This is a genomic window from Xanthomonas albilineans (genome assembly GCF_002939705.1).
GTDB lineage: Bacteria > Pseudomonadota > Gammaproteobacteria > Xanthomonadales > Xanthomonadaceae > Xanthomonas_A > Xanthomonas_A albilineans.
The window spans coordinates 18,350-44,145 of sequence record NZ_MDCB01000013.1 but is presented as its reverse complement, the minus strand read 5'-3'; the positions used below and the strand labels follow the sequence as shown (position 1 = coordinate 44,145).

The window sequence follows — 25,796 nt, the reverse complement described above, 5'->3', positions numbered from 1 at the left end:
ACTCAATCGCGTGTGTAGACGCTACTACGTCCATTGGGCTGGCGCTTGAAGCGGCGATGGATCCACAGATACTGCGCCGGCGCTGCGCGCACCATCGCTTCGATCGCGGCATTGATCCGAGCGGTGTCGGCGACGATGTCGGTGGACGGGAAGTTGTCCAGTGGTGGCGCGATGCGCAGCACGTAATCGCCGCTCTCGCGATGGTGGAAGAACGGCACGACTGCGCAGCCGGTGAGCCGCGCCAACTGGTGGGTGGCGGTGATGGTGGCCGCAGGCACGCCGAAGAACGGCACGAAGACGGTGTCCTTGCCGCGCATGTCCTGATCCGGCGCGTACCACAGCATGCCGCCGCGCTTGAGGTGGCGCATGCTGCCGCGCAGGTCCTCGTTGGCGAACATGGCGCTGGCGTAGCGCAGGCGACCGCGTTTGACCGCCCACTCGAACACCGGATTGCGGTGGCGCCGGTACATGCCGGCCAGCGGTACGTGTTGGCACAGCAGGCGGCCACAGATCTCCAGGGTCATGAAGTGGCCGGAAACCAGCAGGACACCGCGCCCCTGCGCTTGCAGCCGTTGCAGGTGTTCCAAACCCTCGATGCGTGCGTGGCAACGCATCGGGGCGATGCTGCCCCACCAGGCCCGGGCGAACTCGAATACCCCCACGCCCAATGCATCGAAGCTCTCGCGCAGCAGGTGCGCGCGCCAGGCGTCGCTCTGCTCCGGAAAGCACAGCGCCAGATTCGTTGCGGCGGCGTGGCGGCGGGTGCCGGCCAGGCGCAGCGCGAGCCAACCGATGCCGCGACCCAGTGCGCGCTGCAAGCACCAGGGCAGGCGCGCGGCGAGCAGCGCCAGGCCCAGTAGCAACCAAGTTGACCAGTGGCGCGGCGTGCGTGGTGGTGGGGTGACGTGGGTGGCGGAGGAGGACGGAGCAGAGGCGACATCGGACATGGCGTCAGTGTAGCCGGGCGTGCAAGATGGCGTCGGCCATCGTCTGCCGCCAGCCGCGCGCAACCGGCTATGCTGTCCGGATGCGCAATGATTTCATCGAACGGCTGCTGCGTGGCCTGTATTCGGCCGTGCTCTATCTGCTGCTGCCGGTCACGGTCTATCACTTGATCTGGCGCGGTTTTCGTGTGCGTCAGTACTTCCAGCGTTGGGACGAGCGTTATGCCGCGTATCCGCAGAGCCTTGGCCGTCCGCGGGTGTGGTTGCACGCGGTGTCGGTGGGCGAGGTCAACGTCGCCGCGCCGGTGGTCAATGCGTTGCGCGCGCAGCGTCCGGATATCCGCTGGGTCATCACCACCATCACCCCGACTGGGTCCGAGCGGGTGCGCGCGCTATGGGGGGACGCGTTGGAGCATGTCTATCTTCCGTATGACGTGCCAGGCAGTGTCGGTCGGTTTCTGCGCCACTTCCGTCCCAGTCTGGCGCTGATCCTGGAGACCGAGTTGTGGCCGAACATGCTGTTCGGTTGCCGCGACCGCGGTATTCCGGTGTACGTGCTCAACGCGCGGCTATCGGCGCGTTCGCTGCGTGGCTACCGGGTGCTGCGACCGCTGATCGGGCGTGCGCTGCGCACGGTGACCTGCGTGGCGGCGCAGTCGCAGGAGGATGCCGCGCGCTTCGTCGAGTTGGGGGCGGGTGCGGAGCAGGTATGTGCGCTGGGTAATCTGAAGTTCGATATCGCCGCACCTGCGGACTTGTCGGCGTTTGTCGCGGCGTTTCGCGAGCGAGTGCCTGCGATATGTCCGCTATGGATTGCCGCCAGCACCCACGATGGCGAAGAGGCGGCGGTGATCGAAATGCACCGGCAGTTACGCAGGCAATGGCCGGGGTTGCTGTTGCTGTGGGCGCCTCGTCATCCTGAGCGCTTCGCCAAGGTCGAGATGCTGGCGCGCGACCAGGGCTGGCGGGTGTCCACGCGCCGTCAGCAGCAATGGCCGGGGACCGAGGACGATGTGTTCGTGATCGATACGCTGGGCGAGTTGATGGCGTTCTATGCCTGCGCCCAGGTCGCCTTCGTCGGTGGCAGCCTGCAGCCTGTCGGCGGGCACAACCTGCTGGAACCGGCAGCTGTCGGCACGCCGTCGGTGAGCGGCCCGCACCTGCACAATTTCGCCGAGATTTCGCGGCGTATGCGCGAAGCCGGTGCGCTGGTCATTTGCGAGGATGCGGCGGCAGTGTGCGTCGCGTTGCAGCGGCTACTGGCCGATGCTGACGCACGCGTGCACATGGCCGACGCCGGGTACGCGCTGGTCGCGAATGGTCGCGGCGCGCTGCAGCGTACCTTGCAGTTGATTGCGCCGCATCTGCCGCCGGTGGCCGCAGTGGAACCGGAAGCAGGCCCGTTCGCGGCATGCGGCTGAGGTCAGTCCGCTGTAGCGAATGGCAGGGCGAGCGCATCATGTCGCATCGGCACAACATGCTCGCGCGAACGAATGGCCACCGTGTAGGACGATTGGCGTGCCTGCGGCCAGTCGGGTTTACTGGGGACTGTTGCTGGGGTCGAGTTTGGATTCGGCTTTTTGCGTCAGCAACGCATTGATCGATTGCACGTCGGCCACGTTCAGCGTTCCCAGCGCTTGGTTCAGCAGGAGGCGGTTCTGCAGGAAGTTGTAGCGCGCCTGCGCGTAGGCCAGTTGTGCCTGATACAGGGTGCGCTGGTTCTGCACCACGTCCAGCACGGTGCGGGTGCCCACCTCCAGGCCGACTTGCGAGGCGTCGAAGGCGGCTTGCGCCGAGACCACCGCCAGACGCCGCGCCTCGATTTCGCTGATCCCGGCGAGGACTGTCTGATACGCATTGCGGGTGTTGCGGTCGAGTGCTCGCTTCTGCAACTCGTAGTTGTCTTGCGCAATGTCGCGCTGCGCCAGGGCCTGGCGCACCAACGATTGAGTGGCGCCGCCAGCGAAGATTGGGATGTTCAGGGTGAGGCCGATGACGTTGCTGTCATTGCGTGGCGTGTTGTTGCCGGAGATGCCGTTACCCCAGTTCGCGTCGCGGCCGGCGCTGGCCGACAGGTTGAGCGTCGGCAGGTGCCCGGCACGTGCTGTGGATACGCTGTACTCGGCTGCCTGTACCTGGTACTTGTAGGAGCGCAGCGACGGATTCTTGTCCAGCGCAGAGGCGATCATGCTGTCGATGTCGCCGTTGCTGGGCGGCAGTTGCGGACGGAAGTCCTCCGGTAGTGCGCGCAGGTCGTGCACCGGCTGTCCGGTGATCTCGGTCAGCGCCTGGTACAGGTCCTGTAGCGAGTTGCGCGAGCTGATCGTGTCGGCGCGGGCCTGGTCGTACTGGGCACGGGCTTCGTGCACGTCGGTGATCGGTGCCAGGCCGACTTCCAGGCGCTTGTTGGCGTAGTCGAATTGTTTTTTGGCGGCGGCTTCGTTGGTCTGTGCCGCGACCAGCGACTCGATCGCAACGAGCACGTTGAAGTAGGCCGCCGAGGTGCGCACGATCAGCTCGTCCTTGGCCGATTCCAGCGTGTAGTCCGCTGCCAGGCTACGCGCTTTTTGCGCGCGCAGGTTGGAGAACTGCGCGAAATTGACCAGGGTCTGCTGACCCTGGAGGTTGTAGCTACGGCTCTTGCTGGTGCCCGCCAGTTCGCCGGTGCCACGCTCGATCTCGCTATGGCTGCGCTGCAGTGAGGCACCACCGTTGATCTGTGGCAGCAGTGCCGCGCGCGCCTGCACAGCGCCTTCCTTGTCGTACAGACGGGTCGATTCCGCCGAGGCCAGCTGTGGGTCGCTGTTGCGGGCCATTTCGTAGACTTGCAATAGGTCCGTGGCGTTGGCGGCCAACGGAGACAACGCGACAGCCAGTGCCAGAACGAGGGATCGGCGGATCATTGCGGCTTCCTTGATGGATCAGAATGTGAACTGAGGAACTGGCGCGGCGCCGCGCAGGTAATACGCCAAGTCGGTTTCGAACAGCGATTCCGTGCGTGGCGTGCCGGCGTTGGCGTGGATCCTTACCGCTTCCATGACCGGGGCGCGACCGCAGATGGCGAACAGGCGTCCGCCCGGGCGCAGCCAGGAGAGAAACTGTGCCGGAATCTCGGTGACCGCGGCGGTCACGCAGATCGCGTCGAAGCGTCGCTCGCCTGGGGTCCAGGTCAATGCGTCGGCGGTCTCGATGCGAATATTGCTCCCCAGTCCGGCGGCATCGAGGTTGGCGCGTGCGGTCGCGGCCAGGGCGGCTTCGATCTCCAGGCTCACCACCTCGCGGCCCAGTTCGCCTAGGCACGCGCTGACGAAGCCGCTGCCAGTGCCGATTTCCAGTACGTCCTCGCCCGCCTGCAGGTCCAGCGCTTGCAGCATGCGGCCCTCGATGACCGGCTTCATCATGTACTGGCCGTGGCCCAACGGAATCTCCAGGTCGGCATAAGCGACGGCGCGGTGGCTGTGCGGCACGAAAGTCTCGCGCGGCAGCCGCGACAACACGTCGAGCACGCGCAGGTCGAGCACGTCCCAAGGACGGATCTGCTGTTCAACCATTTTTTCGCGGGCTTGGGAGTAGTCGATCGTCATTTCGGGCATCCAACGCAGAGGGGCGCGCATTTTAGCTGGCGGGGAGGCTGGGCGTATGCCGCAGCATCGCCGTCGGGACAGCGCGGCGCGCAGTGCCGGAAGTCATCGGTACCGGGCCACGCCCGTAGCGTGGACTCAGCGCACTGCATAGGCGCGCAGGAAAAAGTCGACGCTGGCCTGGACGTGGGCCTGGATCTGCGCCGGGCTGGGGTCGCGGCACAGGCCGCACATCATCAGCGTGAGCAGTTCGCCCCTGACCAGGCAGAAGAACTGCGAGGCGGCCAAGCCCAGATCGGCGATCTCCAGTTCGCCGGCCGCCGCGTGCGCTTGGAGTAATTGCGCCAGATCCTGTCGGGTGCGTTTGGGGCCGGCGTTCCAGAACATCTCGCGGACGTGCTCGTCGCCGGTGCCCGGGCTCAGCATCATGCGATGGGTGGCCATCGCATCCTCGCTGCTGATCATCGCGAAGTAGGCTAGGCCGATCTCCATCAATTGCGTGCGCAGCGGACCTTTCAGCGGATGACCGAACAGGTCGTCGGGCAGCAGCGTCTGGCATTGCGCACGCACCGCCTCGGCGAACAGGGTCTCCTTGTCGCCGTAGTGACTGTAGACGGTTAGCTTGGAGACGCCGGCACGGGCAGCGATGCCGTCCATGCTGACCCGGCCGAAGCCCAGTTCGGTGAACATGTGCATGGCTGCTTCCAGGATCGCGGCACGCTTGCCCATGTCCTTGGGACGTCCTGGCCCGGCAGGACGTGAGGAAGGCTTGGGTGAGTGTGCAGCGGACGATTGGCGGACCATAGTGATAATACTATACCAGTCGGTTCGATATATATGCTATGCCGTCGGGTTCATTATTTTGATAATGGGACATGGATGGCTACGGTTCATCTGTCCTGCTTAACTTGTTGGAATCGCCAGGGCGGCGCGATGTGTCGCCTATGGCGCACTTCGATCCCCGTGCTGAATAAATGTCGTACGGTCTACTGCCCAAGTCAGGAATATCCTGACATTGGCGTTGAGTGCTCGGTGATAGATTAGTCGGCTTGCCATATGGGGTGCCGAGCGCCGTTGCTGGTGCGATTCGGAATGTAATGGAACAGGGGCAACGGCTTCATCAAAATCGCGCACGCATCCGTGCGTGCGCGACCCGCCGTTGTGTGACGCTGGGTTCGCGCCTTTTGTTGTTGCTGCTGTGCACCCTGTGCGCACCCGCAATCGCAACCATACCTGCGCAGTCGGTGCCGTTGCTGACTGAGCGCGAGGTACTCAATCGTCCGGTGATCGCACGCTGGACCATGGAGGAGGGGCTGCCGCACAACCTGGTGCACGGTCTGGTGCAGGACCGTGATGGCATGATTTGGGTCGCCACCTGGGAAGGCGTGGCACGTTTCGATGGCCGCACCTTTACCTCGTTCGACCGGCAAAATACGCCAGGTATGGAGCTGTCGAGCGTGTTCTCGGTCGTGGCCGAGTCCGATGGCAGCGTGCTGGTCGGCACCGCCTATAACGGAGTGTTCCGCTACGTCGCGGGGCGGTGGCAACATCTGGGCGACGCGCGCGCGCAGCAGCTGCGCGCGGAATTCATATTGCGCGATGCCGATGGCGCAGTGTGGGTCGGCAACGAGGATGGCCTGTTCCGGATCGAGCGCGATGGCCGTTTGATCGATGTCGGCACTCGTGCTGGTCTGCGCAATATCAAGGTTGTGTGTTTGTTGCAGGACGGTGATGGGTTGTTGGTGGGCACATCGCAGGGTCTATTCCGGCTGTCCTCGGCGACTGCCTCGGCATACCGCTGGGGTAGCACGGCGATGCAGACAGCGTCGATCCGCAACTTGGCGCGCGACCGCAAGGGCGGGCTGCTGATCTCCACCGATGTGGGTCTGTTCTGGCGCAGTGCCGGTGGTGACGTGCAATGGCTACAGCGGGGCGAACGTGTCGTGGCCGCGTTGCAGGACCAAGAGAACCAACTCTGGATGACCCTGTCCAACGGGCAACTGCTGCGGGGTTTGCCGGGTGGGGGCAATGCGCAGGTTCTGTCGATCTCCGGTGTCTTCGGCGCGACCTTGATCGAGGATCGCGAAGGTCTGATTTGGGCAGGCAGCAGCGATGGTCTGTACCGCGTCGCCAAGGGCGATGCCGGTGGTCTGACCCGACACGATGGATTGGGGAGCGATTATGTGCGCGTGGTCCGGCAAAGCCCCGATGGCGCTATCTGGATCGGCCACGCGGCCGGACTCGACCTTTGGCAGCACGGCCGCATCCGCGCGTTGCGCATCGGCGATCGGCCTGGTCGAGATCCAGCGGCGTTGGCGCTGGCACCGACCAAGGATGGCGGCATGTGGGTCGGCACCGATAGCCAAGGCGTGGTGTTGTTATCGGCCGATGGATCGATCAGGCAACGCCTTGGTGTCGAGGCTGGGGTTCCTAAGACGATGGTGCGGGCAGTGCTGCCCGATGCCGACGGTGGCCTGTGGATCGGTAGCAATGACGGCCTGCTGTATCGCAAGGGGGCCTATATGCGCGCCTACGGCACCGCCGATGGATTGCCTGGATCGCATGTGCAAACCCTGTACCGTGATCACGTCGGTGTGCTGTGGATCGGGACCAACCAGGGCATCGCGACAATGTCGGCCGATGGTGTGCTGAAGGGCATCCCGAGCGGCAGTGGATTTCAGGCGCAGAATGCGTTCGATTTTCTCGAAGATCCCGATGGCACCCTCTGGATCGCCAGCGATCATGGCTTGCTGCGGCGAAGCGGCGGGCTGTTCCATCTCTACGATCATCGGGTTGGTCTGCCGCGCGATAAGTTGTTCCGGCTTATCGATGACAAACGCGGCAATATATGGGCGACCAGTAACTTGGGTGTGTTGCGTATTCCGCGTGCCGATCTGGGGCAATTGGATGCTGGCCAGCGCACGAAGCTAGTGGTGGACGTACTCGACCGCAGCGATGGCATGCCGGGCAGTCAGGTCAACGGTAGTAGTGCGCCGGCGGGCTGGCGCAGCCGCGACGGGACGCTGTTGATCCCGACCTCCGCTGGCCTGGGATTGATCGATCCGACGCTGCCTGGACTGCGCAGCGTGCGCCCGCCGCCGTTGATGATCGAGAGCCTGCAGGTCAACGGCAAACCACTGGCCTTGCACAGGAATTACATCTTGCATGGGAGTGTCGCGCGGTTGGCGATTCGCTACGCCGGGCTGAGTTTCCGCTCTCCCGACAAGGTCCGTTACCGCTATCGCCTGTATGGTTTCGATCGCCAATGGATCGATGCTGGTAGCAACGAAGAAGCGGTTTATACCAACCTGCCGCCGGGCGATTATCGCATGGAGGTGCAGGCGATCATCAGTCCGCTGGATTGGTCGCGCAGCGAACGGATCGGCAGCGTCTCGTTCCCCCTGCAACTCGTGCCGCCGTTCTGGCAGCGTTGGCCGTTCGTGCTGTTCGCATCAATGAGTGTCACCGGTTTGTTGCTGTGGTGGTATCACGGCCGTACTTATCGTCATCGGCGCCGTCAACGCCGCCTCAATGCGATCATTGCGGATCGCACTCACGAGTTGCGGGCGAATAATATGGCGCTGACGGCGGCCAATCGCGAACGTGACGAATTGGTGCGCAAGCTTGCTTATCAGGCTGGCCACGATGCGTTGACCGGCTTGCCGAATCGGCATACCGCCGAACCCTATCTCACCGCAGCGTTGGAGCAGGCCATGGCCGCGTCTACAACACTGTGTGTAGCGTTGCTTGACATCGATTACTTCAAGAAGATCAACGACGCTTACGGCCACGAGATCGGCGACGAGGTGTTGCGCCGGGTCGGCGATTTGCTACGCGTTGCCCTGGGCGATAATGCCTTCGCGGCCCGTCATGGCGGCGAGGAGTTTCTGTTGGTGCTGCCTGGGCTGGATCGCGAACAGGCATTGGCATGTTTGGATACCCTCAGGGGGCGTTTCGCCGCCCTCACCCTGCAGGACGAGGATGGATGCGTCGTGCAATTCACCGCCAGCATCGGTTTCGCCTGTCTCTCGCCGACCTTGCGTACACGCCGCGACCTGTTGTTACAGGCCGATAAGCATCTGTACCAAGCCAAGCACGAAGGCCGCGATCGGGTGATTGGCTAGAACTCTGTGCGTTCGCGTTGTCGCGATCCGTTGCAAAAGTCGCGGCGCCCGCGCGTGCGGGCGCCGCGTTGGCGGCGTGCTCAGCGTGCCGTCGCGTTCGCGACGCTGAGCTGCTCCAGGACCGCGCGTGCAGCAGCCTCGGTGGAAACGCCGTGGCCGGGCGCGGCCAGGTCGGCAGTGAACACCTTCGCGTCGAGCGCGGCGCCCACCGCCTGCTCGATTGCTTCCGCTTCGGCATTCAAGCCGAGCGAGTGGCGCAGTAGCATCGCCGTGCTGAGGATGGTCGCGTAGGGGTTGGCGATGCCCTTGCCGGCGATGTCCGGGGCCGAACCGTGGATCGGTTCGTACAGGCCGATGCGACCGTCGCCTAGCGAGGCCGACGGCAGCAGGCCCAACGAACCGGCCAGCATCGAGGCCTCGTCGGTGAGGATGTCGCCGAACATGTTTTCGGTGACGATCACGTCGTACTCGCGCGGCTTGGCCAGCAGATGCATGGCCATCGAATCGACCAGTTGGTGTTCCAGGCGCACCTCGGGGAATTCGTCGCGGCCGATGCGCGCGGCCACGTCGCGCCACAGCCGCGAGGTTTCCAGCACATTGGCCTTGTCCACCGAGGTGACGTGGTTGCGGCGTTGTTGCGCAAGACGGAAGGCGCTGCGCAGCACCCGTTCGATCTCGTCGACGCTGTAGCGGCATAGGTCGCTGGCGTCGGTCGTGCTGCGGGTCTTGTCGCCGAAATAGATGCCGCCGGTCAGTTCGCGCACCACCACGATGTCCACGTCGGTCAGTAGATGCGCTTTGATCGGGGAAGCCTCCAGCGCCGCCGGATGCGGCTTGACCGGACGCAGGTTGGCGAACAGGCCCAGGCCGCGGCGGATCGCCAGCAAGCCTTGTTCGGGGCGCACCTTGGCATTGGGATCGGACCATTTCGGCCCGCCGACTGCGCCCAGCAGCACGGCGTCGGCCCGCTGGCAGGCTTCCAGCGTCGTCGCCGGCAATGGCTCGCCGTGGCGGTCGATGGCGATCCCGCCGATGTCGTGTTCGTGGAATTGGAAGGTGTGCTGGTAGCGATGAGCGATGGCGTGCAGCACCGAGACCGCCGCAGCGGTGATCTCGGGGCCGATGCCGTCGCCAGGCAGGACGACGATGTCAGCGTGCATGGGTGGCCTCGTAGCGTTCGATGTCCGGTTGGCGCAACAGCAGGTAGCCCATTTCGTCCACGCCTTCGAGCAGGCAGGTCTGCGAGAAGGTATCGAGCGGGAAGGTATAGACACGACCATCGGGCGTGCGTAGCTCGCGTGCGGCCACGTCCACGGTCAGTTCGTCGTCCGGACGCTGCATCAGCGTCTGCACGTCGTCCTCGGCCAGCACGATTGGCAGCAGACCGTTCTTGAGGCTGTTGTTGCGGAAGATGTCGGCGATCTCGCTGCTGACAATGGCGCGCAGGCCAAGGTCGGTGAGCGCCCATGGAGCGTGCTCGCGCGAGGAGCCGCAGCCGAAGTTGCGCCCGGCCAGCAAGATCTGGCGGCCCGCGTTATGCGGCTGGTTGAAGGCGAATTCCGGGTTCGGCGTGCCGTCAGCCTGCCAACGCCAATCGTTGAAGGCGTTACGCCCGAGGCCGGCGCGTTCGGTGGTGGACAGGAACCGCGCCGGAATGATTTGGTCGGTATCGATGTTGGTTTGGCGCAGCACCACGCTGCGCGAGGTGAGGGTGGCGAAGCCTGCCATCACGGGGTCTCCTGGGATACGGCGGAAGCGGGTCCCGCCGGGGGGCTTTGTAGTGCCGGCGGCAGCGCCGGGGTGGACACATGTGGGGGCAGCAGTGGCTTGTCGCGATGGGCGAAGGCGCGCGTGCTGGCCGCGACGAAGGTCAAGGTGGCCGCGAAGGTCGCGATGTGCAGGGTCATCTGCCGCCGTCCTTGGCATCGGCGAACAGCGTGCGTGGGTCGCTGACTTTGCCGTTCACCGCCGCCCAGGCTGCGGTCAGCGGCGAGGCCAGCAGGGTGCGCGATCCCGGACCCTGGCGACCTTCGAAATTGCGATTGCTGGTGCTCACCGCCAACTGTCCTGGCGCGACCAGGTCGCCGTTCATCGCGATACACATCGAGCAGCCGGATTCGCGCCATTCCGCACCCGCGGCGCGCACCACGTCGTCGATGCCTTCGGCCTCCGCCTGGTGTTTGACGATTTCCGAACCCGGCACCACCAGCATGCGCACGTGTGGGGCAACCTTGCGACCACGCAGTACCTGCGCCACCTGGCGCATATCGCTGAGCCGGCCGTTGGTGCAGGAGCCGATGAACACCACGTCCACCGGCGTGCCGATCAGCGGATGTCCAGCTTCCAGTTGCATGTAGTCCAGGCCCTTCTGCGCCGCGGCATCCTGTGCGGCCGGGATCGGCACGTCCACCGCGATCGCGGTACCTGGGTGGGTGCCCCAGGTCAGGGTTGGGCGGATGTCGCGGGCGTCGATGCGCACTTCCACGTCGAAGCGTGCGCCAGCATCGCTGCGTAGCAGCGACCAGCGTTGCACGGCGGCATCGAAATCGGCGCCCTTGGGGCCGCGCGGCGTTTTGGCGACCCAGTCGAAGGTGGTCTGATCCGGTGCCACCATGCCAGCACGCGCGCCGGCCTCGATTGACATATTGCACAGCGTCATGCGCTGTTCCATGTCCATCGCTTCGATGGTGGAGCCGCGGTATTCGATCACATGGCCGGTGCCGCCGTTGACCCCGATCACGCCGATGATGTGCAGGATCACGTCCTTGGCGCCCACGCCCGGCGCGAGTGGTCCGTCGACGCTGATCGCCATGGTCTTGGCCTTGCGCTGCAACAGGCACTGGGTCGCCAGCACGTGGCCGACCTCGCTGGTGCCGATGCCGAACGCCAGCGCACCGAACGCGCCGTGGGTGGAGGTGTGGCTGTCACCGCAGACGATGGTCATGCCGGGTTGGGTGAACCCCTGTTCCGGCGCGATCACGTGGACAATGCCGCGGTTGGCCGAGCCCATGTCGAACAGCTCGATGCCATAGTCGGCGCAGTTGCGCGCGAGCATGTCCACCTGCGCCTCGGAAGCCTTGCTGGCGTAGGGCAGGGTACCGTCGGCCGCGCGCGGAAGGGTGGGCGTGGAGTGATCCATCGTCGCCTTGGTGCGCTCGGGTCGGCGCGGCTTCAGGCCGCGCGTCTTGAGTTCGGTGAAGGCCTGCGGCGAGGTGACTTCGTGGATCAGGTGCAGATCGATGTACAGCACGGCGGGGGCCGTGTCGCTTTCCGGGACGACGACGTGCGCGTCCCACAGTTTGTCGTACAGGGTGCGGGGGGACGAAGACATTGCGGAACTACCTGGCAAAGACGCTTGGTCGGGGAAGGTGAGGGTACACAAGGTTGATGATCGCGCTGGCGCGGTTCAGGCTATCGCGCGGGCGACGTCGATCTGCAAGCTCTCGCGTTGTTGCAGGATGCGGTTGGCGACGTCCAGCCATGCCAGTGCGCTGGCTTCGATGATGTCGCGGCTGGTGCCGGTGCCGACATACTCGATCTCGCCGTGACGCACGCTGAGGTTGGCTTCGCCGCGTGAATCGGCGCCGATGCCGACGCTGTGTACCTGATAGCTGTTCAGCGCCAACTGCACGCCGGTGGCGGCAGACAATGCGGAGAACAGCGCATCGACCGGGCCATCGCCCTCGGCTTGCTCGCTGACCCGCTGGCCGTTTTGATCGGATAGCTCGACCTGCGCGCTGGCGCGCTGGCCGCGGTCGCTGATGGTCATCGACCACAGCCGATAGCCCTGACTTTCCGGCGCTTCCTGCATCATTGCCTGCAGGTCGGTGTCGTTGACCACGCGCTGTTGTTCGCACAGCGTCTTGAATGCATCGAAGGCGATGCCCAGTTCGGCCTCTTCCAGCACATAGCCCAACGCGCGAAGACGCTGTTCGACCGCGGCGCGACCGCTGTGACGGCCCAACACCATTTGCGAGCATTCCCAGCCCACGTCTTCCGGACGCATGATCTCGTAGGTGCCGCGGTGGCGCAGCATGCCGTGTTGGTGAATGCCCGATTCGTGCGCGAAGGCATTGCCTCCGACGATTGCCTTGTTGCGCTGCACGGGCATGCCGACCAGACGCTGCAGCAATTGCGAGGTGGCGACGATGCGTTGGGTATTGATGCTGGTGTCCAGTTCGTAGAACGCGTTGCGCACCTTCAGCGCCATCGCGATTTCTTCCAGCGCGCAGTTGCCGGCACGCTCGCCGATGCCGTTGATGGCGCATTCCACCTGGCGCGCGCCGCCTTCCACCGCGGCCAGCGAGTTGGCCACGGCCAGGCCCAGGTCGTTATGGCAGTGCGTGCTGAACACCACGCGCTCGGCGCCGGGCACGTGCGCGATGATCCGCTCGAACATGCGGCGGATCTCTTCCGGTGTGGTGAAGCCGACCGTGTCCGGTAGATTGATGGTGGTGGCACCGGCGGCGATCGCCACGCTGGCGACCTCGGCCAGGAAGTCTTCCTCGGTGCGGGTGGCGTCCTCGGCCGAGAACTCCACGTCGTCCACGTATTTGCGTGCCAGTGCCACGTGCTTGCGCACCGATTCCAACACTTGCTCGCGGTTCATCCGCAGCTTGTGCTCGCGGTGCAGTGGGCTGGTCGACAGGAACACGTGCAGGCGTGGATGTGCCGCCGCTTCCAGCGCGCGTGCCGATGTCTCGATGTCCGCGGTCAGGCAGCGCGACAGCACCGCCAGCGTCGAACTGCGCACTTCGCGGCCGATCAACGCCATCGCTTCGCGGTCCGAATGCGAGCTGGCTGGGAAGCCTGTCTCGATGATGTCCACACCCAACTCGGCCAGGGCGCGTGCCATCACCAGCTTTTGTTGGGGGGTCATGCTGCAGCCGGGGGATTGCTCGCCGTCGCGCAGGGTGGTGTCGAAGATACGGATGCGGGGGGGCTGAGAAGAGGCTGAAGTGTTCACCAGATGGGTTCCTCTACGGAGGCGGTGGCTAGCGGATGGTGGAGCGGTGGCGAGGCGAGCTGGGTAGGTACGCGTGGGGCCGGACGTTGGTTGCGAAGTCGCTCGATATTGCGCAGACGCGGCTTGCGCGGTGGACGCGGACGCACCTCCGACAGCAGCGTCGCCAGCACGCCAGCGTCGATGTTGCCACCGGACACCACGGCGCACTTGCGCTTGCCGCTGACGCGGCGCCCGGCTGCCAGCGCCAGCGCGCCAGCGCCTTCGGCGATGACGTGTTCTTCCAGCGCCAGGCGAACCAGTGTTTCGCGCAGTTCCGCCTCGCGCACGATCACCACGTCGTCGAGCTGGCTGGCGCACAGCCGGCGGGTGATGAGCCCGGGGATTTTAACCCTGACACCGTCGGCCAGGGTGGGGACCGGCTCCAGCGCGCGGATGTCGCCGCGGATCGCGCGCGCCATCGCATCCACGCCCTCGACCTGGGCGCCGACGACGCGGACGCCTTGCGAGCGCAGCGCCAGGGCTACGCCGGAGGCCAGGCCGCCGCCGCCGATCGGCACGATCACGACGTCAGGGGCATGCGCGGCCAGTTCGATCCCGACGGTCCCCTGGCCGGCGATCACGTCCGGATCGTCGAACGCGGACAAAAAGCGGTAGCCGTTTTGTTCGGCGAGTTCGCGGGCAAAGCCGTAAGCCTCGTCGTAGCTATTGCCGTGTTGGCGCACGGTGGCGCCCCAGTGTGCGACGCCGGCGATCTTGGTCTGCGGTGCGCCGTGCGGCATCACCGTGATCGCCTGTACACCCAGGCGGTGCGCAGCCCAGGCAACTCCCTGCGCATGGTTGCCGGCCGAGGCGCAGATCACCGCACGCTCGTCGCCGCGCTCCAGTCCGGCCAAGAGTGCATTGAGCGCACCGCGTACCTTGTAGGAGCCGGTGCGTTGCAGATTCTCCAGCTTCAGCCATACCCCGAAACGCTCGGCGTAATGCACCGGCGTCGGGGTCAGGTAGCGACGCAACCGCGCTTGCGCGGCCAGCACGTCGGCCACACTCACCGCGACGTGGTCGGCATCCGACTCCTGCGGGGCGGGGCGGCCGGCATCAGACATGGTGGATGGGGTCGCGCAGGACGCAGGATGCGATGGACAAGGCGCAGGTGCGAAGAAGACACCTCCATGTCGAAAAGCCCCTGCGCGCCGCCGTGCGCCGCTGCCTGACGGTATGCATGCAGCCAGAGGCCGAGGCCAGCACGTTGCCAGGGCTGGCGCTGCGCCCCATGTCCCGACGCATGGATCCCGATACGCTCATGTCGCCCCATCCAGCGCGGTCACCCGTACCGATTCGCAGTCGTAGACCTTTTCCATCTGCATGCGCAGCGTCTCGCCGGGACGATTGCCATCCACCACGATTTGCAGATGCCAGCGGCCTGCGTCTTCGGCCATCGGTGCGCCATTGATCGACACTGGGGCGAAGCCGCGCCGTTCGGCCATGCCGATGGCGCGCAGGAGCGCACCATCGATGGGCTTGAGCACCAGGTCAAGCCGGTATCGCATGCGGTGCCTCCTGGCGCTGGGTTGCTGGGTTGCTGTCCAGCATGGTGCTGTTGGCGGAATTCGGCGGTACCAATGGCCATACGTTGGCGCGTGCGTCGATGACCACGTGTAGTAGCGCCGGGCCTGGTTGCGCCAGTAGTTCGGCCAGTCCGTCCTCGACCTGGTTGCGCGCGGTGATGCGTTTGGCCGGAATGCCGAAGACCTGCGTCAGCGCGGCGAAGTCCGGGTTGTCGGACAAATCGATCTCGCTGTAACGCTCGGCGAAGAACAGTTCCTGCCACTGTCGCACCATGCCCAGCGAACTGTTGTCCAGCAGCACGATCTTCACCGGCAGTTTGCAGCGGGCGATGGTGACCAGCTCCTGCACGTTCATCATGAAGCTCCCGTCGCCGCTGACCAGTACCACGGTCCGGTCCGGACAGGCGAACTGTGCGCCCATCGCCGCTGGCAGGCCGAAACCCATGGTACCCAACGCACCGCTGGTCAGATGGTTGCGTGGATGATTGAAGCGGCAGTGCTGGGCCACCCACATCTGGTGCTGGCCGACGTCGCAGGCGATGACGGTGTCGGCCGGGGCGAGTTCGCTCAGCCGTTTCAGCAGGCCTGGCGCGTAGATGTCATCGCCCGGCGCGTCGTAGCGCACGCCGAACTTCTCGCGGTGGCCGATGCAGTGCGTGTGCCAGGCTTCGCAGGTACTGGTCGCCGCGCTCAGCGCGCGTAGCGCCTGGGCCACATCGCCGGGGATGGCGATGTCGGCCTGGCGCAGTTTGGAGATCTCGCAGGCATCGGCGTCCAGATGGATGATCCGCGCAAACGGCGCAAATTCGGCCAGTTTGCCCGTGGCGCGGTCGTCGAAACGGGCACCGACCACGATCAGCAGGTCCGATTGCTGCACCGCCATGTTGGCGGCGCGGGTGCCGTGCATGCCGAGCATGCCCAGGTAGTGCGGATGTCCGTGCGGCAACGCGCCCAGCCCGCGCAGGGTCAGCACGGTGGGGATGCGGGTGATGTCCACGAACTGGCGGAATGTGTCTACCGCATCGGCCAGGGCGATGCCGCCGCCACCGTAGATCACCGGTTTTTCGGCGCTGGCGATCGCGGCCAGCGCGTCGGCCAGGACGCTGTCGCACGGCGGCGGCAGCGTCGGGACCTTGGCGGGCACGTGGTCCGTTAGGTGCGATGCATCGGCCAGTTGCACGTCCTTGGGCAGGTCGACCAGCACCGGTCCCGGGCGCCCTTCGCGGGCGATGCGGAACGCATCGCGCATCACCTGCGGCAGGTCGTCCACGCGCCGCACCAGGAAGCTGTGCTTGACGATCGGCAGGGTCAGCCCGAACACGTCCAGTTCCTGGAACGCGTCGGTGCCCAGGAGCGGCGTGGCGACTTGTCCGGTCAGGCAGATCATCGGCACCGAGTCGAGCATCGCATCGGCGATGCCGGTGACCAGATTGGACGCGCCTGGACCGGATGTGGCCACGCACACCCCGACCCGGCCACTGGCGCGGGCATAGCCGTTGGCGGCGAGCGCGGCGCCCTGTTCGTGGCGGACCAGGATGTGTTTGAGCTGGCTGTCTACCAATGCGTCGTAGAACGGCATGATGGTGCCGCCCGGATAGCCGAACAGCGTGTCCACGCCTTCGGCTTCCAGTGCCTGGGTCAGCCAGCGGGCGCCGTTGCGGGGGGGCGTGCCTTTAGCGGAGGAGTTCATACGTGGCGACCTTTCGGTGGAAGCGGGTGGGGGAGCCGCGGTTTAGGCGGCTTTGGTGCTGCCAGCGGCTTGTTTGGCCGCAGCCTCGCCGTTGAGCCACACCATCTTGGCGCGCAACTGTTTGCCGACCGCTTCGATGGGATGGTTCAGGTCGGCCTGCTTGAACTTGGTGTAGTTCGGCAAGCCCGCGTTGTATTCGGCCACCCAGTTCTTGGTGAAAGTACCGTTCTGGATGTCGGTCAGCACCTCGCGCATGCGTGCCTTGGTCGCCGCGTCGATGACCCGCGGGCCGCTGACATAGTCGCCGTACTGCGCGGTTTCGGAGACGAATTCGAGCATGCGGGTGATCCCGCCTTCGTAGAACAGATCGACGATCAGCTTCAGTTCGTGCAGCACTTCGTAGTAGGCGATTTCCGGCTGATAGCCAGCTTCCACCAGCACTTCGAAGCCGGCCTGCACCAGTGACGAGGCGCCGCCGCAGAGCACCGCCTGCTCGCCGAACAGATCGGTTTCGGTTTCTTCCTTGAAGGTGGTCTTGATCAGGTTGGCGCGTGCGCCGCCCAGGCCTGCCGCGTATTCCAGCGCGAGTTGTTCGGCTTTGCCGCTCTTGTCCTGATATACCGCCCAGATGCACGGCACGCCACGGCCGATTTCGTACTCGCGGCGCACCAGCGCGCCCGGCCCCTTGGGCGCGACCAGCACCACGTCCAGGTCTGCGCGCGGCTTGATCATGTCGAAATGCACGTTCAGCCCGTGCGCGAACAGCAGGCAGGCGCCCTGCTTCATGTTCGGCGCCAGTACCTCCTCGTACAGCTTCTTCTGCACCATGTCCGGGGTCAGCACGGCAACCAGATCGGCGTCTTTGACCGCTTCCTCAGGGCGCTTCACCACGAAGCCATCGGCCTGCGCCTTGACTTCGGTCGGGCCGCCGGCACGCAGGCCGATGGTGACGTCGAAGCCGGATTCACGCAGGTTCAGCGCGTGCGCGCGCCCCTGGCTGCCGTAACCGACGATGGCGATCTTGGTGGTGGGCTGGGCGGAACTGCTCATGATGCGGATATCCTCAAAGTGGGGTGGAGTGGAAAGGGTCTTTGCGTTTGTGGTCACTGAAATGAAAAACCCCGCGCCGTTGCCAGTGCGGGGTCTGATCGAATCCTGGCGGCTTGTCGCTTACGTGCCAGTTCGTCCCGCAGATGTGGGCGAGCTAATAAGCACGAGTACAAGGAGCGATGCCGCGACGTCCGCGCCAAGCGCAGCGTGCAGGTGGGACGGCTTCGGGGTGGCGCGGTATCGCAGCATTTAGCGAGATAACCATGTGCTTCGCACGCCTGTCAACCGGGCTGCGCGCATCTACGAGTGGATGTGCCGAAAACCGCGCCAGTGCTGTATGGTTGCGCATGAAACGGAATGCGCGCGCGATGCGGATCGCGCCGATTGCGCGAAAACGGGAGGCTCACGTTGCCGCTGTCGGCAGCCGTGCGCGGTGCTTGCGGCCGTACTCGGCTGGCGTTGCCCAGGCCGCGCTCAGGCTGATGGAGCCGGCTGGCAACGGCGACATGCGCAGGCGTATCGTATCGCCAGCAGTTGGTTGAGGGAGGATCCTGAAAGAACAATCCAGCGGTCGTGGCGTCACGCTAGCAGCATATTGGCGTCGCCTATGACGTCAATCCCGATTGCAGCGACCGCCGCTGCGGCGGCAGTGTTGGAGCCGCTACCATGGGGCAGAACCGAGGGAAACGACGATGGCCTTGTTCTCACGCAACCCGGATACCGACGCCGCACCGGCCGCCGGCTTGCCAGATGCCCCGATCGCCTTGCTGCGGCTGGATCCGGACGGATGCGTCAGTGCCGCTAATCGCGTTGCGCTGGATCTGCTGGGGGTCCAGGCTGACACGCTGCTCGGTGCGTCCAGCGAGGCGGTCTGGGGCTTGCCGCTGGCGGCGTTGGTTGGTTCTGAAGGCTGTTGGTTGGCGCCAGGTACCGATCCGTCGCGGCGCGTGCGCTACCAGTGTGATCGGGATGGACAGGGGTGGCTGTTGTCGCTGCCGCATCCGGAGACCGCCGCGTTGCTGCGCGATGTCGCCCTGCTCGGCGGTGGGCAGGTGCAAGGTGCGATCAGTCCGGCGTTGCAGGCGCTTGCACAGCGTGTCTTGGAGGGAGCCGCGGCACAGGCGCTGCTTGAGCGCGTCGGCGAGTGTCTGACCGGCTGCGATCTGGATCTGGGCCTGAGCACGCCACTGTCGGTGCAGGACGCCGAGGTGGTGCCGGGGCGGCGCTTGGCTGCCGGCTTCGGTAACTTGGCGGAGGCGATCCGTCAGGCGGTGGGGTTGTCGCTGCAGATTGCGGCCGATGTGCCGCATGTGGTCGCCGAGAATGACGAACTGGCGCGGCAGTCGCAGACCCAGCTGGATGCACTACAGACGGTGGTATCCACGACCCGTCGGCTGTTGCAGGGATTGCACGAGATGGACCAAGAGCTGCGCGCGGTGATCGCCGTGGCGGCCAGTGCAGACGACAGCGCGCGGCAGGGCGTGGAGGCGGCGCGGACCTTGGGCCAGGCGATGCAGGAGGTGGCGCGGCGCTCGGCGCGTGCCAACGAGGTCATCCAGGTGATCGATTCGGTCGCGTTCCAGACCAATATTCTATCGATCAACGCCAGCATCGAGGCGGTGCATGCCGGCCCGGCCGGGCGTGGTTTTGCCGTGGTTGCCACCGAGATCCGGCAGCTCGCCGAGCGCGCCGCCAACGCTGCGCGCGATGTCCGCATTATCATCGGCGAGACCGGCACCGCTTTGCAGGACAGTGCTGTTTCGGCGCAACGCACTGAGCAAGTGCTTGGCGGCATCGGCGAGTTGCTCGGCCGCGCCAGCGCTGCGATGGATGCGGTGGCAAGCCGCGTCGCCGCGCAAAGCGGCGAGATCGGCGGCATCGATCGTGCGGTCGAGCACCTAGTCGGACTCAGCCGCAGCAACTTGGAGCATGCTGCAAGCGTGGTTCAGCGCAGTGAGGCGCTGGGGACCAGTAGCGCCACTCTGCACGATTGCGTGAACCTGTTCCGCTTGCCGGACGATCCGATGCGGCAGCCGCGCCATGCGCGCGTGCGCGACTTGGCCACGGCGGCGGCCGCGCAGGTCGGCCAGGCGTTTGAGGCCGCACTCGCGCGCGGTCGCATCGCCGAGGATGCGCTGTTTTCCACCGATTACACCCCGATCCAGGGTGTCGACCCACCCAAGTACCGTACCGCCTTCGACGCGCTATGCGACGAGTTGCTGCCGCCGTTGCAGGAGCCTTTGCTGTCCGCGCATCCGTGGATCGTGTTCGCGATCTGTGCAAACGTCGATGGCTACGTGCCGACGCACAACCTGTGTTTCAGCCAGACGCTCAGCGGCGACCGCGCCCGTGATTTGGTCGGTAACCGGACCAAGCGCATCTTCACCGACCGCGTCGGTCGCACCGTCGGTCGTCATACCGAGCCTTATCTGTTGCAGGTGTATCGGCGCGACACCGGGCAGATCCTGTTCGATCTGTCGGTGCCGGTTTATGCGCGTGGACGCCATTGGGGCGGGCTGCGCGTGGCCTACGTGCTGGAGTGAGCGGGGTGCAGGCTAGCGGCGAAAAAAATGCCGCCGGTGTTAACGGCGGCAATGAGAGAGACTTCTTGCACTCGTATGTCTAGGCTAGGTCGGCCACATGGTTGGAGTTTGTCGCCGCTGCCGCCGCGTGTGGCAGTGCTGACACAAAGTACGGCCTGTGTGCAGGCTCTGGACATGAGACCGGTTGGCGCTCGCGCCGGAAACGGGTCTAATAGCGCCAGAAGTGGGGGTACCGCTGGCGCAGGCTGCGGTTGAGACAGTCCCTTGGAACCTGATCCGGTTGAGACCGGCGTAGGGAAGCTTCGCAAGTCCGCTGTCGGCCTCTTCCCGTTGCCACTGGACCCGCGCCGCCGCTTCGTCCCCCATGCGAGTTCGTTTGCTCGCCACCGTTCCGCGCCCGGCGCGGGTCACCCGAACCAGGACGAATGCCGATGAATGCCATGCCCAACCCACTCCAGCAGCAGACCGATACCCTGTCCGCTGCGGTAACTCGCCCCATTCCCGGCTCGCGCAAGATCTTCGTACAAGGCTCGCGCCCCGACCTGCAAGTGCCGATGCGCGAAATCGTGCTGACCCGCACCCCGACCGTGTTCGGCGGCGAGGAGAACGCACCGGTGAGCGTCTACGACACCTCCGGTCCGTACACCGACCCGCAGGCCCGGATCGACCTCGGTGCGGGTCTGGCGCCGCTGCGCGCGGGCTGGATCGCCGAGCGCGGCGACACTGTCGCGCTGGCGGGGCTCAGTTCCCACTTTGGCCGCGAGCGGGAGGGCGACGCGCGCCTGCAGGCGGTGCGCTTCCCCGCGCGGCATCTGCCACGGCGGGCGCTGGGCGGTGCCAACGTCACTCAGATGCACTACGCGCGGCGTGGCATCGTCACTCCCGAGATGGAGTTCGTCGCGATCCGCGAGAATCAGCGCTTGGAATTGGTGCGCGATGCGCAACTGCGCGCGCAACATCCCGGAGAGGCATTCGGTGCGGGCATCCCTGCGGTCATCACCCCCGAGTTCGTGCGTGATGAGATCGCTCGCGGTCGCGCCATCCTGCCGTGCAATATCAACCATCCGGAAAGCGAGCCGATGATCATCGGTCGCAACTTCCTGACCAAGATCAATGCCAACATCGGCAACAGCGCGGTCAGCTCCGGTATCGCCGAGGAGGTGGAGAAACTGGTGTGGGCGATCCGCTGGGGCGGGGACACGGTGATGGACCTGTCCACGGGCAAGCACATCCACGAGACGCGCGAGTGGATTGTGCGCAATTCCCCTGTGCCGATCGGCACGGTGCCGATCTATCAGGCGCTGGAGAAGGTCGATGGGCGCGCTGAGGAGCTGACCTGGGAAATCTTCCGCGACACGTTGATCGAGCAGGCCGAACAGGGTGTGGATTATTTCACCATCCATGCCGGCGTGCTGTTGCGCTACGTGCCGTTGACCGCCAAGCGCGTCACCGGCATCGTCTCGCGTGGTGGTTCGATCCTGGCCAAATGGTGTCTGGCGCATCATCGGGAGAATTTCCTCTATACCCACTTCGAAGACATCTGCGACATCATGAAGGCCTACGATGTGGCGTTCTCGCTCGGCGACGGTCTGCGCCCGGGGTGCATCGCCGATGCCAACGACGCGGCGCAATTCGGCGAACTGGAGACGCTCGGCGAGCTGACCAAAATCGCGTGGAAGCACGATGTGCAGACCATGATCGAAGGCCCCGGCCATGTGCCGATGCAGTTGATCAAGCAGAACATGGACAAGCAGTTGCGCGAATGCGGCGAGGCGCCGTTCTACACGCTGGGGCCGCTGACCACCGATATCGCGCCTGGTTACGACCACATCACTTCCGCGATCGGCGCGGCGATGATCGGCTGGTTTGGCACGGCGATGCTGTGCTACGTGACCCCGAAGGAACACCTGGGCCTGCCCAATCGCCAGGACGTGCGCGATGGCATCATGGCTTACAAGATCGCCGCGCATGCCGCCGATCTCGCCAAGGGCCATCCTGGCGCGCAGGTGCGCGATAACGCATTGTCCAAGGCGCGCTTCGAGTTCCGCTGGGACGATCAGTTCCACCTCGGGCTGGATCCGGAGAAGGCGCGCGAATTCCACGATGAGACCTTGCCCAAGGATGCACACAAGCTGGCGCATTTCTGCTCGATGTGCGGGCCGCATTTCTGCTCGATGAAGATCACCCAGGACGTGCGCGATTACGCCGCCGAACATGGCGTTGATGCGGAAACGGCGCTACAGGCGGGCATGGAGGAAAAATCGGCGCAGTTCCGGGCTGCCGGGGCGCAGGTATATCGGGCCGAGTAGCGCGCGGCGGGCAGCGACGGTCTGGTCGGCGTGTCGGCCAGGCCGGTGTCGATTACGAGCGGCTAACGAAACTGCTGCATCGCGGCGGGATGAGTGCAGCGCTTGGAATCCTCAGTAACCCCGATTACATGCCAGTGCCTGCGTGCTGTACGCGCCCGTGAGGGCGCGACAGTGCGACGAGAGCAAGCCGGTACCGATCACCGAGTTTCAATCCACGCGTCCGTCCAGTAGCGCTTGGGATGTGTTGCCGGTCACTACTAACGCCTGCGCCGATTGCGCATCGTCCGTCCGCTCTCAGGCGGGCCTGCTTTCGAATCCCAGTGTTCTTGATCGCGTACACGACGCGGTGTCCGGCAATGTTGCCGTCGATGGCAAGTACGCCGAATGGGCGACACGCAGGGTATACCTTCCGGCCTGCCGCCAATGGTGAGCGCTATGGATCGGTAAGAAGGATGATCGGTTCTGTGCGTTGGCGCGTGTGCTGCGATCCACGACTGCCTGGGGTTATGCCGAGTCCATTCCCATCAAATTTTCCGCAGACTCGCGCCAGCTCGGTAGCTTATTGAGTACGCCGGTCTTGGTCAGGTAGTCTTCGTTCACCTCAGTACCGCTGGCCAGCGCCATCGCCACATGGACTGCGCCGGTGATCCAGAAGCTGCGAGTGCTGGAGCGCTGTGGCTGACGGTGCAACGCCACCGCTTCGATGATCGGCATCGGAAGGCCCCACAGGCCTAGCAGGTAGGCGCCAGCCTCTGTATGGCCTGGGCGTATGTCGTCCGCATCCACGAGTGGTTTGTATTCGTCGCGAATGCCCGGCAGCAGCATGCCGATGTCGGCCAGCAACGCCGCGGTCGAGCCGAGTTCGGCGCTGGATGCGGGCAACATCTTCGACGCCAATTTGGATGCGACCAGCGAGCGCCGTTGCAGCGCGTTGCGTTCGGCGTTGGAGAGCGTTTGTACCGTGAACACCTCGCTGGCCAGTACCAAATCGCGCAGGGTGGCGGTACCCAGCCGGGTGACGGCAGTGCGCAGATCGGAGATGGTGCGGCCGTTGGAGAAGAATGCCGAATTGCACAATTGCAGGATCTTGGCCGCGATGGCGGGATCGCCCGAGACCAACTTGCACAGATCGGCTGCATCGCTGCCTTCGTCTTGTTCCAGCGCGTTCATCAGGCTGAGGTACAGATGCGGCGGCGCCGGCAGCTTCTCGATACGGCCGATGCTAGTGCGCAGTCGCGGATTGCCGAGCAGGTCTCGCAGCTCTTCGAGGTTGGTGATGGCTTCCAGCAACATCTCCGGCGATAGCGGCAGTGGCAGGAAGCGGTGCGCCACGCCGATGATCCGCGCCGGTGGCGCACGACTGATTTGCTCGGCTTCAATCAGCGCGATGCGAATGGTTTCCGGGCTAAGCGTGCGGATCTGGCCGAGCAGGGTGGCGGTGGTCAGGTCCGGTAGCGTCGGCGCGGCGATCACCGCGTCCAATTGGACGGTGGCGGCCATCGCGATGGCGGTATTGCCGTCCGCCGCGCTTTGGACTTGCCAATCCCCGTCAAGATCGCGGAGGTATTCCGTGATTTCAGCCGGAAGGCTCGCTTCGTCGCCGACGAATAGGATACGCAAGTGAATTTACCCCAAGAAAACCCGGATCGTCCGCGACCGGTTCGATCATGTCGCGGCTCAATCTACTCCAAACCCTCCGGCACTTCTTTGTCGGCGATGGCAAAACGTGAAATGGCATCGGTCGCGGCGGAACCTGACGGTCCAGCCGCGGCCCGTGCTTAGGCGTTGGCGTCGAAGCGAGCGACGGCAGCGCGCAGGATTTCCTTGGCTTCCGCAGCGTTGCCCCAGCCGTCCAGCTTGACCCACTTGCCCTTTTCCAGGTCCTTGTAGTGCTCGAAGAAGTGGCCGATGCGTTCCATCCAGTGGCCCGACACCTGAGAGATGTCCTCGATATGGGCATAGCCCTGGAACACCTTGGCCACCGGCACCGCCAGGAGTTTCTCGTCGTTGCCGGCCTCGTCGCTCATTTTCAGTACGCCGACCGGGCGGCAGCGCACCACGCAGCCGGGTACCAGCGGTAACGGCAGTACTACCAACACGTCGGCCGGGTCGCCGTCGCCGCACAGGGTATTGGGTACGTAGCCGTAGTTGCACGGATAGCGCATCGGGGTAGACAGGATGCGGTCGACGAAAATGGCGCCGCTGGCCTTGTCCACTTCATACTTGACCGGCTCCGAATCCTTGGGGATTTCGATGACGACGTTGATTTCTTCCGGCAGGTTCTTGCCGGAGGTGACCAGTTCCAGACCCATGCGTGAGCTCCAGTAGAGTGGCTTCTTGAAAGGGACCAGCATTCTAGTCGCTTGACTGTTGCAGTACAGCGTCCCTGCGCCTGTGGCGACTCCTACACCCTGTTCGGATTCCGGCCCCGAGCCGATGCGGGATAGTCCGATAGCCCCAGTGCCGGGTGGGTGGAACGCTGTCTGTCCTGTCCTTGAAGGAGCAAGGCGATGAACGCAGTTCGGTATTTGTTAGGGCTGTTGCTGACTGTGTCGGTGCTGGTCTGCGCTGGTGCGCGGGTCTGCCATGCGGAGCAGACGCAACAGGCTTACGTGGACGCGATGGACGATGCTCCTGGCGAGGGCGGGGAGACATTCGCTGATTTGGAGCAGCGACTGGTCCACGATTTCGAGCGGCTGTGCGGCGACACTTTTTGCGCAGGCGATTACAGCGCCTACCGGCCGTTGCGCTACCGCTGCTCGGTGCGTCAGCGCGATGGTGTGATCGGCCAGTGCGTGTGGACTTTCGGTGCCAGCGAGGCCAGCATCGACCCGGACACCGGCCGGGTGCTGGTCGATGCGCGGCTGTGGCAATGCATCACGCCCTTGCTGCCGCAGACCCGTCTGGCAGCGTTGTACAAGGCGCTGGCAGGTGAGCGACCGTTGCGCGCGCCGTTACCGCATCACCGGCACAGTATCAACGATGGTTTGATGGACTGCCTGACGCCATGATCGGTTGATGTTG

20 protein-coding genes and 1 riboswitch are annotated in these 25,796 nt (G+C 64.9%); of the genes, 5 read left to right on the top strand and 15 right to left on the bottom strand.

Annotation, left to right across the window (positions count from 1 at the left end):
* Positions 1 to 2: 2 nt before the first annotated feature.
* Entirely contained in the window at positions 3 to 947 is a 945-nt protein-coding gene (locus XalbCFBP2523_RS12035; RefSeq protein ID WP_045765365.1) for an LpxL/LpxP family Kdo(2)-lipid IV(A) lauroyl/palmitoleoyl acyltransferase, read from the bottom strand.
* A gap of 80 nt (positions 948 to 1,027) precedes the next feature.
* Here XalbCFBP2523_RS12035 and waaA point away from each other — a divergent pair, with 80 nt between their 5' ends.
* Entirely contained in the window at positions 1,028 to 2,365 is a 1,338-nt protein-coding gene (gene waaA, locus XalbCFBP2523_RS12030) for a lipid IV(A) 3-deoxy-D-manno-octulosonic acid transferase (RefSeq protein WP_045766631.1), read from the top strand.
* 117 nt (positions 2,366 to 2,482) lie between these two features.
* On the opposite strand, the gene XalbCFBP2523_RS12025 is transcribed toward waaA, so the two are convergent.
* From XalbCFBP2523_RS12025 to XalbCFBP2523_RS12015, 3 genes are all read right to left on the bottom strand, one after another.
* A complete protein-coding gene (locus XalbCFBP2523_RS12025) occupies positions 2,483 to 3,847 on the bottom strand; it encodes a TolC family outer membrane protein (RefSeq protein WP_045765366.1) in 1,365 nt (454 codons plus the stop codon).
* Between the two features lie 18 nt (positions 3,848 to 3,865).
* A complete protein-coding gene (locus XalbCFBP2523_RS12020) occupies positions 3,866 to 4,528 on the bottom strand; it encodes a protein-L-isoaspartate O-methyltransferase family protein (RefSeq protein ID WP_045765367.1) in 663 nt (220 codons plus the stop codon).
* Between the two features lie 135 nt (positions 4,529 to 4,663).
* On the bottom strand, positions 4,664 to 5,254 hold the full coding sequence (locus XalbCFBP2523_RS12015; RefSeq protein ID WP_045764312.1) for a TetR/AcrR family transcriptional regulator: 591 nt from the start codon (positions 5,252 to 5,254) through the stop codon (positions 4,664 to 4,666).
* Between the two features lie 515 nt (positions 5,255 to 5,769).
* Between XalbCFBP2523_RS12015 and XalbCFBP2523_RS12010 the strand changes: the two genes are divergently transcribed.
* Positions 5,770 to 8,649: a ligand-binding sensor domain-containing diguanylate cyclase gene (locus XalbCFBP2523_RS12010; protein ID WP_230599023.1), complete on the top strand. Its 2,880-nt coding sequence runs from the start codon at positions 5,770 to 5,772 to the stop codon at positions 8,647 to 8,649.
* An 80-nt stretch (positions 8,650 to 8,729) separates the two neighbouring features.
* Here XalbCFBP2523_RS12010 and leuB read toward each other — a convergent pair whose 3' ends face one another.
* From leuB to ilvC, 9 genes are all read right to left on the bottom strand, one after another.
* Positions 8,730 to 9,809: a 3-isopropylmalate dehydrogenase gene (gene leuB / locus XalbCFBP2523_RS12005; protein ID WP_045765368.1), complete on the bottom strand. Its 1,080-nt coding sequence runs from the start codon at positions 9,807 to 9,809 to the stop codon at positions 8,730 to 8,732.
* Positions 9,799 to 10,377, bottom strand: a complete 579-nt coding sequence (leuD, locus tag XalbCFBP2523_RS12000) for a 3-isopropylmalate dehydratase small subunit (protein ID WP_012915280.1) — start codon at positions 10,375 to 10,377, stop codon at positions 9,799 to 9,801. The genes leuB and leuD overlap by 11 nt, the downstream gene beginning before the upstream one ends.
* Positions 10,377 to 10,556 (bottom strand): hypothetical protein, encoded by a 180-nt coding sequence (locus XalbCFBP2523_RS11995; RefSeq protein WP_045765369.1) that lies wholly within the window; start codon positions 10,554 to 10,556, stop codon positions 10,377 to 10,379. Before XalbCFBP2523_RS11995 ends, leuD begins: the two co-directional genes overlap by 1 nt.
* Positions 10,553 to 11,980 carry a 3-isopropylmalate dehydratase large subunit gene (leuC, locus tag XalbCFBP2523_RS11990; RefSeq protein WP_045760472.1) on the bottom strand — a complete coding sequence of 476 codons (1,428 nt, stop codon included), beginning with the start codon at positions 11,978 to 11,980 and terminating at the stop codon, positions 10,553 to 10,555. Before leuC ends, XalbCFBP2523_RS11995 begins: the two co-directional genes overlap by 4 nt.
* 75 nt (positions 11,981 to 12,055) lie before the next feature.
* A complete protein-coding gene (locus XalbCFBP2523_RS11985) occupies positions 12,056 to 13,615 on the bottom strand; it encodes a 2-isopropylmalate synthase (RefSeq protein WP_045760473.1) in 1,560 nt (519 codons plus the stop codon).
* Positions 13,612 to 14,718, bottom strand: a complete 1,107-nt coding sequence (locus XalbCFBP2523_RS11980) for a threonine dehydratase (RefSeq protein ID WP_012915284.1) — start codon at positions 14,716 to 14,718, stop codon at positions 13,612 to 13,614. The genes XalbCFBP2523_RS11985 and XalbCFBP2523_RS11980 overlap by 4 nt, the downstream gene beginning before the upstream one ends.
* A 195-nt stretch (positions 14,719 to 14,913) precedes the next feature.
* Positions 14,914 to 15,162, bottom strand: coding sequence for an ACT domain-containing protein (locus tag XalbCFBP2523_RS11975; RefSeq protein WP_012915285.1), 249 nt, complete (start codon positions 15,160 to 15,162; stop codon positions 14,914 to 14,916).
* Entirely contained in the window at positions 15,146 to 16,870 is a 1,725-nt protein-coding gene (gene ilvG, locus XalbCFBP2523_RS11970) for an acetolactate synthase 2 catalytic subunit (RefSeq protein WP_045765370.1), read from the bottom strand. The genes XalbCFBP2523_RS11975 and ilvG overlap by 17 nt, the downstream gene beginning before the upstream one ends.
* 42 nt (positions 16,871 to 16,912) lie before the next feature.
* Positions 16,913 to 17,920: a ketol-acid reductoisomerase gene (gene ilvC / locus XalbCFBP2523_RS11965; protein WP_012915287.1), complete on the bottom strand. Its 1,008-nt coding sequence runs from the start codon at positions 17,918 to 17,920 to the stop codon at positions 16,913 to 16,915.
* Between the two features lie 692 nt (positions 17,921 to 18,612).
* Between ilvC and XalbCFBP2523_RS11960 the strand changes: the two genes are divergently transcribed.
* Positions 18,613 to 20,463 carry a methyl-accepting chemotaxis protein gene (locus XalbCFBP2523_RS11960; RefSeq protein WP_045765371.1) on the top strand — a complete coding sequence of 617 codons (1,851 nt, stop codon included), beginning with the start codon at positions 18,613 to 18,615 and terminating at the stop codon, positions 20,461 to 20,463.
* A 215-nt stretch (positions 20,464 to 20,678) separates the two neighbouring features.
* A riboswitch (TPP riboswitch) is annotated at positions 20,679 to 20,779 on the top strand.
* Between the two features lie 115 nt (positions 20,780 to 20,894).
* Positions 20,895 to 22,772, top strand: coding sequence for a phosphomethylpyrimidine synthase ThiC (gene thiC, locus XalbCFBP2523_RS11955; RefSeq protein WP_045757192.1), 1,878 nt, complete (start codon positions 20,895 to 20,897; stop codon positions 22,770 to 22,772).
* A gap of 504 nt (positions 22,773 to 23,276) precedes the next feature.
* Here the strand turns inward: thiC and XalbCFBP2523_RS11950 are convergent.
* Positions 23,277 to 24,392, bottom strand: a complete 1,116-nt coding sequence (locus tag XalbCFBP2523_RS11950; protein ID WP_045765372.1) for an HDOD domain-containing protein — start codon at positions 24,390 to 24,392, stop codon at positions 23,277 to 23,279.
* Between the two features lie 158 nt (positions 24,393 to 24,550).
* Positions 24,551 to 25,084 (bottom strand): inorganic diphosphatase, encoded by a 534-nt coding sequence (gene ppa, locus XalbCFBP2523_RS11945; protein ID WP_045761734.1) that lies wholly within the window; start codon positions 25,082 to 25,084, stop codon positions 24,551 to 24,553.
* Positions 25,085 to 25,282: 198 nt separating this feature from the next.
* Between ppa and XalbCFBP2523_RS11940 the strand changes: the two genes are divergently transcribed.
* Positions 25,283 to 25,783: a hypothetical protein gene (locus XalbCFBP2523_RS11940; RefSeq protein WP_045765373.1), complete on the top strand. Its 501-nt coding sequence runs from the start codon at positions 25,283 to 25,285 to the stop codon at positions 25,781 to 25,783.
* Positions 25,784 to 25,796: the final 13 nt, after the last annotated feature.

What these genes read in the sequence shown, in the direction of transcription:
- XalbCFBP2523_RS12035 (WP_045765365.1), bottom strand. Translation starts at nt 947, where the DNA reads ATGTCCGATGTCGCCTCTGCTCCGTCCTCCTCCGCCACCCACGTCACC.
- waaA (WP_045766631.1), top strand. Translation starts at nt 1,028, where the DNA reads ATGCGCAATGATTTCATCGAACGGCTGCTGCGTGGCCTGTATTCGGCC.
- XalbCFBP2523_RS12025 (WP_045765366.1), bottom strand. Translation starts at nt 3,847, where the DNA reads ATGATCCGCCGATCCCTCGTTCTGGCACTGGCTGTCGCGTTGTCTCCG.
- XalbCFBP2523_RS12020 (WP_045765367.1), bottom strand. Translation starts at nt 4,528, where the DNA reads ATGACGATCGACTACTCCCAAGCCCGCGAAAAAATGGTTGAACAGCAG.
- XalbCFBP2523_RS12015 (WP_045764312.1), bottom strand. Translation starts at nt 5,254, where the DNA reads ATGGGCAAGCGTGCCGCGATCCTGGAAGCAGCCATGCACATGTTCACC.
- leuB (WP_045765368.1), bottom strand. Translation starts at nt 9,809, where the DNA reads ATGCACGCTGACATCGTCGTCCTGCCTGGCGACGGCATCGGCCCCGAG.
- leuD (WP_012915280.1), bottom strand. Translation starts at nt 10,377, where the DNA reads ATGGCAGGCTTCGCCACCCTCACCTCGCGCAGCGTGGTGCTGCGCCAA.
- XalbCFBP2523_RS11995 (WP_045765369.1), bottom strand. Translation starts at nt 10,556, where the DNA reads ATGACCCTGCACATCGCGACCTTCGCGGCCACCTTGACCTTCGTCGCG.
- leuC (WP_045760472.1), bottom strand. Translation starts at nt 11,980, where the DNA reads ATGTCTTCGTCCCCCCGCACCCTGTACGACAAACTGTGGGACGCGCAC.
- XalbCFBP2523_RS11980 (WP_012915284.1), bottom strand. Translation starts at nt 14,718, where the DNA reads ATGTCTGATGCCGGCCGCCCCGCCCCGCAGGAGTCGGATGCCGACCAC.
- XalbCFBP2523_RS11975 (WP_012915285.1), bottom strand. Translation starts at nt 15,162, where the DNA reads ATGCGATACCGGCTTGACCTGGTGCTCAAGCCCATCGATGGTGCGCTC.
- ilvG (WP_045765370.1), bottom strand. Translation starts at nt 16,870, where the DNA reads ATGAACTCCTCCGCTAAAGGCACGCCCCCCCGCAACGGCGCCCGCTGG.
- ilvC (WP_012915287.1), bottom strand. Translation starts at nt 17,920, where the DNA reads ATGAGCAGTTCCGCCCAGCCCACCACCAAGATCGCCATCGTCGGTTAC.
- XalbCFBP2523_RS11960 (WP_045765371.1), top strand. Translation starts at nt 18,613, where the DNA reads ATGGCCTTGTTCTCACGCAACCCGGATACCGACGCCGCACCGGCCGCC.
- thiC (WP_045757192.1), top strand. Translation starts at nt 20,895, where the DNA reads ATGAATGCCATGCCCAACCCACTCCAGCAGCAGACCGATACCCTGTCC.
- ppa (WP_045761734.1), bottom strand. Translation starts at nt 25,084, where the DNA reads ATGGGTCTGGAACTGGTCACCTCCGGCAAGAACCTGCCGGAAGAAATC.
- XalbCFBP2523_RS11940 (WP_045765373.1), top strand. Translation starts at nt 25,283, where the DNA reads ATGAACGCAGTTCGGTATTTGTTAGGGCTGTTGCTGACTGTGTCGGTG.